Annotated in this window: 10 protein-coding genes and 3 pseudogenes; 8 read left to right on the top strand and 5 right to left on the bottom strand. The window is 68.8% G+C overall.

What is annotated here, in order from left to right; all coding sequences use genetic code 11:
• The 5 genes from ABTZ94_RS32990 to ABTZ94_RS33010 all read left to right on the top strand — a co-directional run.
• Positions 1-324, top strand: a 324-nt coding sequence (locus ABTZ94_RS32990; protein WP_351206387.1) for an ATP-binding protein, incomplete at its 5' end; no start/stop codon positions are given.
• A gap of 81 nt (positions 325-405) precedes the next feature.
• A complete protein-coding gene (locus ABTZ94_RS32995) occupies positions 406-531 on the top strand; it encodes a hypothetical protein (RefSeq protein ID WP_351206389.1) in 126 nt (41 codons plus the stop codon).
• A gap of 176 nt (positions 532-707) precedes the next feature.
• Complete coding sequence (locus ABTZ94_RS33000) at positions 708-1,112, top strand: effector-associated constant component EACC1 (RefSeq protein WP_351206391.1); 405 nt, start codon at positions 708-710, stop codon at positions 1,110-1,112.
• Positions 1,109-3,529: a caspase, EACC1-associated type gene (locus tag ABTZ94_RS33005; RefSeq protein ID WP_351206393.1), complete on the top strand. Its 2,421-nt coding sequence runs from the start codon at positions 1,109-1,111 to the stop codon at positions 3,527-3,529. The genes ABTZ94_RS33000 and ABTZ94_RS33005 overlap by 4 nt, the downstream gene beginning before the upstream one ends.
• A complete protein-coding gene (locus ABTZ94_RS33010) occupies positions 3,429-5,645 on the top strand; it encodes a WD40 repeat domain-containing protein (protein WP_351206401.1) in 2,217 nt (738 codons plus the stop codon). Before ABTZ94_RS33005 ends, ABTZ94_RS33010 begins: the two co-directional genes overlap by 101 nt.
• A 32-nt stretch (positions 5,646-5,677) precedes the next feature.
• Here the strand turns inward: ABTZ94_RS33010 and ABTZ94_RS33015 are convergent.
• Positions 5,678-5,857 (bottom strand): annotated as a pseudogene (locus ABTZ94_RS33015) (IS110 family transposase); the annotation flags it as partial.
• A 60-nt stretch (positions 5,858-5,917) separates the two neighbouring features.
• Between ABTZ94_RS33015 and ABTZ94_RS33020 the strand changes: the two are divergent.
• Positions 5,918-7,128 (top strand): annotated as a pseudogene (locus ABTZ94_RS33020) (IS3 family transposase).
• 206 nt (positions 7,129-7,334) lie between these two features.
• On the opposite strand, the gene ABTZ94_RS33025 reads toward ABTZ94_RS33020, so the two are convergent.
• The 3 genes and pseudogenes from ABTZ94_RS33025 to ABTZ94_RS33035 all read right to left on the bottom strand — a co-directional run.
• Positions 7,335-7,985 (bottom strand): SMI1/KNR4 family protein, encoded by a 651-nt coding sequence (locus ABTZ94_RS33025; protein WP_351206395.1) that lies wholly within the window; start codon positions 7,983-7,985, stop codon positions 7,335-7,337.
• A gap of 429 nt (positions 7,986-8,414) precedes the next feature.
• Complete coding sequence (gene tpg, locus ABTZ94_RS33030) at positions 8,415-8,918, bottom strand: telomere-protecting terminal protein Tpg (RefSeq protein ID WP_502967350.1); 504 nt, start codon at positions 8,916-8,918, stop codon at positions 8,415-8,417.
• Positions 8,919-8,945: 27 nt separating this feature from the next.
• Positions 8,946-9,053 (bottom strand): annotated as a pseudogene (locus ABTZ94_RS33035) (IS5/IS1182 family transposase); the annotation flags it as partial.
• On the opposite strand from ABTZ94_RS33035, the gene ABTZ94_RS33040 reads away from it, so the two are divergent.
• On the top strand, positions 9,043-9,165 hold the full coding sequence (locus ABTZ94_RS33040) for a hypothetical protein (protein WP_351206405.1): 123 nt from the start codon (positions 9,043-9,045) through the stop codon (positions 9,163-9,165). The pseudogene ABTZ94_RS33035 and the gene ABTZ94_RS33040 overlap by 11 nt on opposite strands.
• A 9-nt stretch (positions 9,166-9,174) precedes the next feature.
• On the opposite strand, the gene ABTZ94_RS33045 is transcribed toward ABTZ94_RS33040, so the two are convergent.
• A complete protein-coding gene (locus ABTZ94_RS33045; protein ID WP_351206397.1) occupies positions 9,175-9,723 on the bottom strand; it encodes a DUF2690 domain-containing protein in 549 nt (182 codons plus the stop codon).
• 284 nt (positions 9,724-10,007) lie between these two features.
• On the opposite strand from ABTZ94_RS33045, the gene ABTZ94_RS33050 reads away from it, so the two are divergent.
• Complete coding sequence (locus tag ABTZ94_RS33050) at positions 10,008-10,247, top strand: hypothetical protein (protein ID WP_351206399.1); 240 nt, start codon at positions 10,008-10,010, stop codon at positions 10,245-10,247.
• Positions 10,248-10,406: the final 159 nt, after the last annotated feature.

The raw sequence follows: 10,406 nt of genomic DNA on the forward strand, positions 1-10,406 counted from the left end.
CGGGCGCTGAGCCGTTGGGGGCTCGACGACCTCTCCGACTCGGTGGAACTGCTGGTCAGCGAGGTGGTGACCAACGCGGTGCGCTATGCGGAGCGACCAGTGACGCTTCGGCTGCTGCGCACCGACCTGTTGCGCTGCGAGGTCGGCGACGATTCGCCGCAGCTGCCCCGGCAGCGCCGGGCCCGACTCATGGACGAGGGCGGCCGTGGCCTGTTCCTCGTGAACGGGCTGGCCAGACGGTGGGGGGCGACACGTCTGTCGACCGGCAAGGTGGTCTGGTTTGAACTGGGCCTGCGTCCGAGTCTGACAACCCCGCCTGGTTGACGAACCGGGGCTGTTCAGCAGTCCGGAAGTAGTTCGTCCAGCTACAGGTACGGCGGCTTCAACGGGCGAGAGTTCAAGGCCGTGTTCGATGCCGCAGGCGGTGACGTCGCGACCGCGGTCCAGAAGTGGCTGGTCGAAAACGATTGCATCGAGCCCGGCACACCGATCGTCGGCCTGGAGATCCGTGCCTGGAAGCCCGCCGACTGAGATCGACCACCGTCATTCATTGCTGGCGTGTTCTAGTCGCCGATGCGAACGATTGGGAACTAGAACACGCCCAGTACTCGATACTGGCTGCATGACGGGGTGGCAGCTACGGCGAACATCGCTAACCTCAGGAGTCGCGATTGACGCGTATCTCATGCGGTGATGACGGGGGAGCCATGGACGTTAAGGTGATCGCGGAAGGCCTCGACAGCGGAAATCAACTCCGTTTGCTACGGGACTGGTTGACCGACGCTCAGGAGTTACGGGGGCGGGTCGACGGTGTGGAGCGGCCACCGGAGACCGGCACGCTCGGCCCGGTGCTGGACGCCCTGTCGGTCGCACTCGGCCCGGCCGGTGCGGCGAGCGCGTTCGCCACCGGTCTCATCGCCTGGCTGCGCACTCGCCGCGGTGATGTACACATCAAGGTGACGCTCCCAGACCGCAGTTCGCTGGAGCTGACCGCGAAGCGGGTATCCGGTCTCGACGCTGACGCTCTGCAGCAGCAAGTGAGCGAAGTCGCCGACCTGTTGAGTCGGCAACAAGGGGACACGGACGTGCCCGAGCGTCGCGAGCTGCCGTGACGGACCTATCCGGTGCAGGCGTACGGGTCCTGTTGATCGCGACCGCCATGCATGAGGGTCCCCTACTGACGTCGGTGCCCGCGGTCGCCACCTCCTGCCAGGATCTGCGCACGGCCTTGATCGAACGCTGCGGGGTGCGGCCCGGCCTCCTGCGCACGCTGCTCGACCCGGCCGACGCGCAGACCATGGCGCGGGCCGTCACCGAGGAGGCACAGCGCGCGGACACCGTGCTGCTGGTCTACTTCATCGGGCACGGTCTGCTCGGCCCGGACGGAGAGCTGTACCTGGCGGCGACCGGCACCGACCGCCTCACCCCTGGGATGGCCGAGCACCAGGCGCTGTCGTTTTCCTCGCTGCGGCAGGCGCTGGAGGCGAGCCGGGCGTCGTCCGTCGTCGTCGTACTCGACTGCTGCTTCTCCGGGCGGGTCTCCTTGAGCGGCAGCCCGTCCTTGCCTGCGTTCACGATGACGCCCGCGCACGGCATGTACCTCATGGGGTCCGCGGAACAACTGGCTCTCGCGCCTCCTGACGCCATGCACACCGCGTTCACTGGTGCGCTCATCGAACTGCTGACGCACGGCGACCCGCGCGGGCTTCAGCCGCTGACCCTGGATGCCGTGTTCGACTGGGTTTTCCGGGCGATGAGTGACCGGCAGGGGCCGCTACCCCGGCGCCAGGCCGGGGACCGCTCGGGACACCTCGTCATCGCACCGAACCCGGCGGTGCCGACGCAGGTGGGGCCTCCAGAGGAAGCGGAGCCCGCGCCCGGCCGCTGCCCGTATCTGGGCTTGGACGCCTTCGGGGTGGATGACGCCGACGTGTTCTTCGGGCGTGACGGTATGACGGAGCGGGTGTTCACCGCGCTGACGGAGGTGGCCGCGGCAGATGAGCCGGGCCCGCTGGTTTTGGTGGGCCCGTCCGGTTCGGGAAAGACCTCTCTGCTCAACTCCGGTCTCATGGCCGGACTGCGTGAGCGGGGCTTGCTCGGCACCACCTCTTGGCTCTCCCTGCGCCTCACCCCCGGCAGAAGCCCGCTCCGGCGGCTGGCAGCTCGGTTCGACACCAACCCCGAGTCTGTCGATCTGATGCGGGAGGATCCCGACCGCGCGACCGAGCTGGCCGAACGGCTGCTGGCCGGCCGGCCGGAGCAGCGGCTGATCGTCCTTGTCGACCAGCTGGAGGAACTGTTCACGCTGTGCTTGGACCCGTCGGAGCGCACCGCGTTCCTGCGGGCGGTTACTGCCCTGGCCCGGCCCTCGGGCGGGGGCCGGCCGGGGGCGCTGGTGGTGCTCGCGCTCCGGGCGGACTTCTATGGTCAGGCAGCCGCGCACCCCGAACTGCTCGCCGCTCTGCGCGACACCCAACTGTTGGTCGAGCCGATGACCCCCGACGAACTCCACGCCGCCATCGAGGGACCGGCCGCCGCCGCGGGGCTGGTCCTCGACGAGGGCCTCGCCGACGTGATCCTGCACGAGTTCGGCGCGACGGCAGACCGGCAGCCGGCCGCGGGGGTGCTGCCGCTGCTGTCCCATGTCCTGTGGGCGACCTGGCTGCGACGCGTCGGATCGCGGCTCACCGTCGCCCAGTACCGTTCCGTCGGCGGTATCGCGGAGGCAATCAAGACCACCGCCGACGACACGTACGACGGACTCGACCGGCAGGGCCGGGAAGCGGTACGGCTCATGCTGCCCCGGCTGGTGCGCGTAGGAGAGGACTCCGCCGACACAGCCCAGCCCGTGGACCGCTCCGCCCTTCTGCATGGGCTGCCCGACACAGCGGCCGCACAGCAGGCCATCGACCGGTTCACCCAGGCCCGCCTGCTCACGCTTGACCACGACTCCGCACGCATCAGCCATGAGGTGCTGCTGCGCGCCTGGCCCCGGCTGACGGAGTGGGTCGACGCGGACCGGGACTGGCTGCGCGCCCGCCAGCAACTCGCCGCCGACGCCCGGGCGTGGGAGAGGGCCGGGCGGGAGTCCTCGTTTGCTGTATCGGGGGAGCAGGCTGGCCGCCATTCGGGAACGCGCCGAGTTGTCACCGGCGAGCGCGGTCGAACCAGATTCTGTGCTCGCCGAGTTCGTGGACGCCTCTTGGCAGCAGGAGCGCCGGGGTGTGCGCCGGGCCCGGATCGCGGTGACGTTTCTCATGGCCCTGGTCGTGCTCGCCACATCCGGGCTGATCGGTTCGGTCATCTTCCAGCGGCGGGCCGAGCGGGCGGGCGAACGCGACCTGGCCCGGTACCTCGCCGCCGAGGCCGAGGACCTCCGCGACCAGCAGCCCGGTCTGGCCAAGCAGCTCAGCCTGGTCTCGTACCGGATGAACAAGGACGCGGGGCGCGGCACGCTGCTCAACAGTCGGCGCACACCCGGTGTGATCAACGCAGAGGAGCCTGCCCAAGACCTCGCCTACAGCGGTGACGGCCGCATCCTCGTGCTCTCCGTCGGAGACGCGATCGAGCTGCGCTTCCCGGGCGGCTCCGCGAGGGTCGGCGCGGGCGTGATCGGCCCGGTCGCGATCAGCCGGGACGGCCGGACACTCGCCGCAGTCACCTACGACGAGCGTCGGCCCAAGACGGCATGGGTGCAGTTGTGGGACATATCGGATCCCGACCATCCGAGACAGACCGCCTCGCCGCAGCTGGACCACGCCGTCCACGCGCTCGCCCTCAGCACGGACGGCAAGGTCCTGTACAGCGGCCTGACGACCGGTGAGATCCGCGTCTGGGACATCGGCGAACGTGCCGCGCCGAGGCCGCTGCCCACACTCCGGGCACATTCCGCGCGGATCGATTCCCTGGCCGTGTCCGCCAAACGTGACCTGCTCGCCAGCATGAGCGTAGACGGCCGGATCCAGCTCTGGAAGGCGGCCGACTCCGGGCGCCCCGAGCGCGTCGCCGCGCTCAAGGGGGCGATATACGACCGCAGCATTCTTGTGAACCCCAGGCCGCTGCACCGGGTGGCCTTCAACCCCACTGGACGGATGCTCGCGGCTCCGGTCGCCGTGAAGAACGGGGACAAGCTCGGGCTGTGGCGGTTGGACGCGCCCGGCAAGCCCCGGCGGGTGGAGAAGAAGAAGGACGACTCGACGAGCGACACGTCCACTCCCTGCTACGAGGGCCTGCACTCCCTGGCGTTCAACCCGAAGCGCGAGTACGTCGTCGTGGCCTGCGGCAGCACCTGGCAGGTGTGGATCTACCAGAAGAACCTCCTTCCCGGCGCGGTTCTGTCCGGGGCGTCGGGCGGCGGCCAGGGAAGCTACGACGAGGTAGGGATGGTCCTGTTCGACCCCGCCAAGCCCCGCAGACTGTTGCAGGCCACCGACCACGGCGTGCACGTTTTCTACCTCAACAACTCCGCCCAGCCGGGTGCTGAGGCATTCCTTCCGGCGACGCCCGGAACCGGAGGCCAGTTCGACTACCGGTTGGCCGGCAAGAAGCCGCTGATCGCCCTTCAAGGAGTGGGCGTGAACTACCTGTGGGACGTGACGGAGATGCCGGACTCGGCGAAACTCCTGGCCGCGACCCGCTCCCCCGACATGTTCACGGGCGGGGACATCGCCCTCAGCCCGGACGGACGCCTCCTCGCGGACGTGGAGTTGTACGAGGGCGGTGAGGTCGACAAGAAGGGCAAGAAGCAGGAGAACGTCGGTCTGCGGCTGCGCAGCACCTCGGCGCCCCCGAGAAGCGCGCCGCTGGCCACCATCGACGAGCTGGACAACGGTGTGGCGGCGATCGCCTTCAGCCCCACCGAGCCCGTCCTGGCGGTGTCCGACATGAACGGCTACAGAGACAACAACCACAAGACGCCGGTCGTACGGATCTACGACATCGCGAACCCCAAGCATCCACGGCAGACCGCCCAGATCGACGCGGCGACCACAAAGCTCGACTTCTCCCCGGACGGCGAGTCGCTCCTCCTCACCGATGCCCCCTTCGCCGACCCGGACGATCCCCGGCCCCAGCCCGTAGACAAGTTGGAGAGCTGGGACCTCACCGACCCGGCGCATCCCGAGAAGCGGTGGGCGCGCCCCGTTGAGACCGGAATCGACTCGGTGCACATCGCGTTCCGGCCGGACGGCAAGCTGCTCGCCGCCTACGACAACGGGGGCACGCTGAGGCTGTGGCGCGTCGAGGGGCACCGGCTCACCAACGAACTGTCCCGCATCACCGTGGGCGTCCATGGCAGCCCGATCGCCTTCAGCCCCGACGGAACCCACCTCGCCTTGACCGCGAAGAAAACCGTAGGTGCCGACGAACGCCCCGAGATCTGGGACCTGATCGATCCGAAGGATCCAAGACGGCACTCCTACCTGCCCGGCTCATCGCGTGCAGCCGACTTCTACGCGCTCCAGTTCAGCCCGGACGGAGAATTCCTCGCCATCGTCAGGTCATCCGCAGGTATCGAGATGTGGGACACCAACCCAGAACGGGTCATCGGCGACATCTGCGAATCGGTCGGCGATCCCATCACCCGGCAGGAGTGGAAGCACTACCTGCCCGACAAACCGTACGAGCCGCCCTGTCGTGCGTCCTAGTGCCGCATCAGAAACCTCAGGGCCTTAACTCGTCAAGCAACAGCCGCGAGTTCGGTGGGGAAGGCCGTGTTCTCATCGAACAGGTTGCGCTTCTGAAGGCAGTGGTAGAGCTGGCCAATCATGCGGTTGAAGAGATTGCGCTGGGCGGCTGCGTGCCAGTCTCCGTGGTCGTCGCGGCGTCGCCGGTAGTGGGTCTTGGCTCCGGGTGAGGCTGATCCTTTGGAGTGGACACCCTGACAATGGATCTTGATGGTCCAGGGAGGGATGTCCAGGTGGGACGCAAGTCTCCGCATCCGGAGGAGTTCAGGAAGGACGCTGTCGCGCTCTACCGCGCCGCGGCCGGGCAGCGGACGTACGCGGCGGTGGCCGCTGATCTCGGCATCACCGCGGAGTCGCTTCGGACCTGGGTGCGCAAGTACGAGGCCCGGGCCGTGCCCGAGGGCCGCGACGGCAGCGAGGGCGCGGCCGAGGAGCTGGCCCGGCTGCGAGCGGAGAACGCTCGGCTACTCAAGGCCGAGCAGGAGTGGCGACTGGAGCGCGAGATCCTGCGCCGGGCTGCTGCCTATTTCGCCCGTGAGGTGAAGTGAGCCCCGACCGCTGGGACTTCATCTCTGACAACCGCGCCGACTTCGGCGTCAAGCGGATCTGCCGGGTGCTTGGAGCGTCCCGCGCCGGCTACTACCGGCACCTGGCCACCGAGCAGGCCCGCACCGAGCGCCAGGCCGAGGAGAAGCGGACCGTGAGCGAGATCCGCGCCATCCACGCCGAACACCAGGGCGCCTACGGCGCCCCGCGCGTCCATGCTGAACTGCGTGCGAGAGGACACAGGATCAACCGCAAACGCGTAACCCGGCTGCTGCGGATCAACCACATCGTCGGCCGTCACCCGCGGAAGAAGAAGCGGACGACGATCGCGGACAGGACCGCGCCGCCCGCGCCGGACCTGGTGATGCGCGACTTCACTGCGGACACGCTGAACACCAGATGGTGCGGCGACATCACATACATAGCCGTCGGCACAACGTGGCTCTACCTCGCCACGGTGATCGACATCTGCTCGAGAAGGGTGGTGGGCTGGTCGATCGCTGACCACATGCGCACCTCCCTGGTCACCGACGCGATCGAAATGGCTGTGGCCGCCCGCGGCGGCCGGGTCCACGGCGTCGTTTTCCACACCGACAGAGGCGCCCAGTACAGCGCGGCCGCCTTCGCCGAGGTCTGCCGTCGGCACGGCATCCGCCGGAGTATGGGCCGGGTCGGCTCGAGCTATGACAATGCCCTCGCCGAGCCGTTCTTCCAGGGCCTCAAGCGCGAGTTGCTCCATGGCCGCCGCTGGACCTCGAAGGCACAGACCCGGCTCGAGCTGTTCCGCTGGCTGTCGTACTACAACCGGCGCCGTCGGCACTCCGCGCTCGGCTACCTCACACCAGCCGAGTTCGAACAGCAACTGATCACGTCACGTACGCTGTCACTCGTCGCATGAAACCCGGTGTCCACTCCCGGGGATCAGCCTCATCCTGGCGCAGATGCGGGTCATCAACGACGACGAGTTCGCCGTCAATCCCGGTCAGCTGTGGTTCAAGGGCTGCAACACCGGTGCGGTGAACCTCATCTGCGAGATGAAGAAGCCGTAGCCACTGCACGTCTGCCCGGGGCCCGTCAGCCAGGCGGGCCCCGGGCGGGGCGTGGTCAGTGGACGGGGCGCCAGTGCTCCAGCGCATCGTTCAGGAGCGGGCTGCCGGGGTCATCCCAGACCAGGCAGCCCCACACCAGGCCGGGCACATCTGGCCCCATGGCATCGGCCGGCCCTTCGGTGAGCGTGCGGTGCACAGCTTCGAGATAGGCGGCGATCGACGGATAGCCGGGCTTGTCGCAGGCCAGGTTGTCCGGCAGCGACCAGTAGCCGACGCCGTCCGCGCCCACGTAGTGCCCGGACTCGGGGCCTGTTTCGTCGCCGGTCAGCCACGGAACCACCGCGGCACCCCACCCGTCGCTGCGGCCGATCTCGGGCAGCCGCAGCCTGAGCGCATCCGCCGGGCCGAGCAGGATCCCGCCAGGCAAGAACGCCCCCGACCCGACCTCGCCGTCTTCCTCATTGGCCTCGATGTACTGGTGCTCCACACCGCCACACAGCTGCCACAGCGCGGCCAGCTCCGACGGCAGGGCGAACCCGAGGTGCTGCCTCAGCGCCGCATCCGCATTCGCTATCTCTGTCTCCCGCGCGGGGGGCAGCAGTGAGGCGTACGAGGTGGGGGCATACTGCTCCAGCCACGCCACGATGCGGCCCCACGCCGCCTCGACCTCGGCCGCCTGGCCTCCTGTATTCAGTTGATCGCTCATCCCGCCAACCTATAACCAGCGAGCAGAAAGGGGGTGCAGTTCGTCTCCAGGAAAGTGCTGAGCTGGGAGAACGCTGGTTGAGGGTGTGGGCAAGGGGGAGGACTTCTACCGTGGCCGGGTGGAGGAGGGGTCGGCATGGTGTCGTTGATGGAGGCGCGGGAGGTCGCGGCCCGTGGTCGGGTGGAGGAACTCCAGAAGCGAATTGCTGATGGTGGGCCTTGAGGGTCGCGGGTCGTAACGCTTCGGGCCGCATCACGATGCAGCAGGTTCGTGAGCGGCGTGAGCGTGGAGAGGAGCTGTAGCAGCCGTAGCCGGCGCAGCCGCTTGCCGTTGGGCACGGCATCGCGTGCATGAACATCCGCCCCCGCGGATACGCGAGCGAGCCCGGACCAATTGGTCCGGGCTCGCGGGTTGTTCGGGGCGCGGCTGCTACAGGTCGAACTCCAAGTGCTCCACGTCCGTGAAGCGCACCTCCTTCAGGGAGCCGGCGCGGCGGCCGCCGTCCTGGAAGTACACCTCCTTGAGGGCTTCCGCGGCGATCCCCTGCAGCTGCTGGTCGCTGGCGCCTTGCTCCTGGGCGTCGAACAGGCGGGCGGCGTAGCGGGGCGGCAGGGCGACGGTCAGGTGCCGGATGCGGTCCTGGTCTGTCGACCCGATCGGCGCGGTATAGCCCATGCGGGCGCGGGTGTCGATGACGATGCCGCCGGTTGTCGCCGCCTTCTCGCGGGCCTTGGCCCGGATCTGCGGCTGCCACCGCTTCTTCACCTCGCGCTCCAGGCGCGCGGCGAGGTCCGGGCGGGGCTTCTTGATCTGGTCCTTCACGTACCGCTCGACGGTGCGCTGGGAGATGCACAGCATTTGGGCGACGGCCTTGGCGGCCCGAGCGAATGCGTACGGGTTCCCGGCGATTGTGAAGACCTCCAGACCGCGCACCCACTCGTTCCTCGCAGACGGCACGGCCCGGGGCGCGCGGGTGGGCGGGATGCCCCGCACGAGCGGCTCGAGGGCCTGGCTGTCGTGGAGATTCGCACCGGAGAAACCGGAGACGCCGACAGAGATGGGCAGTCCGGTGGACGATCTCGACCTGCGGCAGGAAGACGCCTCCCGGCTGACCCGGGTCCTGGCGCAGACGGACCAGCTCGGCGCGGAACTCCGGGACCTCCGCCCCGACCTCGACTGACACCTGCCGTCACCGCCAGGCGGTGGCCTCAGTCGCCTGGATGCAGTACCGCTCGAACGTGCTGCCGCCACCAGGCTTGGGGATCACGCAGGCCGTGACCTGGAAATCACCGTCCGCAACAGCGGCCATGCTCGTGAACTTGTCGTCGCCGTACTCGACCTCGGCCCCGCGCATGGCGCCACCGGCCACCTTCACCGTGACCGTGTCCCCGGGGTGGCCGTGCTCGATCCTCGCCCACACCGCCTTGCAGCCCTCGCTGTAGCGGATCTGGAGTAGGGCCGGGTTGTCCACAGCGGGTTTGAACGTGCGGGCGTCCTCACCGCAGCCCTGGTTCTGCGGGTTCTTGCCCTCGCACGCCTCTCCCGGGCAGGTCGGCTCGTCGAAGAACGACTTCATCAGGTGGTCCCCGAGCGGAGTCGCCACGGCGGCCACCACCGCGCTAGCGACGGCGACCGCATACGCCAGCGCTGCCGGACCGCTGAGCCACCTTCTCGCAGCCTGCGGCGGTGAAGGGTCTCCTGCTGCGGTGGAGTTGTCGTCGGTGCTGCCTGTGGTCATGGGGATTCGCCTTGGTCGACTGGTCCTGGAGGCCAGGATCGGCTTCTGTTGCGGCAGAGGAAAGGCGCAGCGCGGGGAGCAGAGCGGCATGACGGCCTTCCCTGCGTGCGCCCCTCGGTCAGGCCAACGACGGCGCCCGTCGCGGGCAACGGGTGCCCGTTCCCCGGTTCCTCCTTGCACACCCGTGAGGGCAGTCTCCCAGCGGCCTGTTTCCTCAGCCCACGCGCCGGTGGCGCTGCACCGCGAGCTCGGCTGCTGTCCTCCAGCGTGCCGGTGGGCTTGGTGTGGCGCTGCTGGGCCTGGAGGATTTCCGCCTGGGCCGCAGGTTCGACGAAGGCGTCCTCGGGCTCGCGGTGGTGGCGGAGGACCTCGGTCTGGCAGACGACGGCCTCACGGATGAGGAGCGCGAGCCCGGTTTCGCGGGTGCCGCCGCTCGCGCGGTGGGCGGCCATCGCGGCGAGATAGCCAGGGTGTTGGCCCGGGGCTGTGCGGCCGGGACCGGTGTACACGGTGAGAACCGTTAAGACCGACCGGCAAATGGGGGCGGCGTCGCGGGGCTGGGCACGCACATCTGCCGCGTTGTCGTCCATCACCATGGCTCCTTCCCCAAGCTCTCGGCTGCGCTCGAGCAGGGGAGACCCCATCTGCCTCAATCCTCCGCCTCGCAGCTGCACGCACCCAGC

The sequence above is a fragment of the Streptomyces sp. NPDC002785 genome, from assembly GCF_040295565.1.
Lineage (GTDB): Bacteria > Actinomycetota > Actinomycetes > Streptomycetales > Streptomycetaceae > Streptomyces.

What these genes read in the sequence shown, in the direction of transcription:
- ABTZ94_RS33000 (WP_351206391.1), top strand. Translation starts at nt 708, where the DNA reads ATGGACGTTAAGGTGATCGCGGAAGGCCTCGACAGCGGAAATCAACTC.
- ABTZ94_RS33045 (WP_351206397.1), bottom strand. Translation starts at nt 9,723, where the DNA reads ATGACCACAGGCAGCACCGACGACAACTCCACCGCAGCAGGAGACCCT.
- ABTZ94_RS33025 (WP_351206395.1), bottom strand. Translation starts at nt 7,985, where the DNA reads ATGAGCGATCAACTGAATACAGGAGGCCAGGCGGCCGAGGTCGAGGCG.
- ABTZ94_RS33040 (WP_351206405.1), top strand. Translation starts at nt 9,043, where the DNA reads ATGGGCAGTCCGGTGGACGATCTCGACCTGCGGCAGGAAGACGCCTCC.
- ABTZ94_RS33010 (WP_351206401.1), top strand. Translation starts at nt 3,429, where the DNA reads ATGAACAAGGACGCGGGGCGCGGCACGCTGCTCAACAGTCGGCGCACA.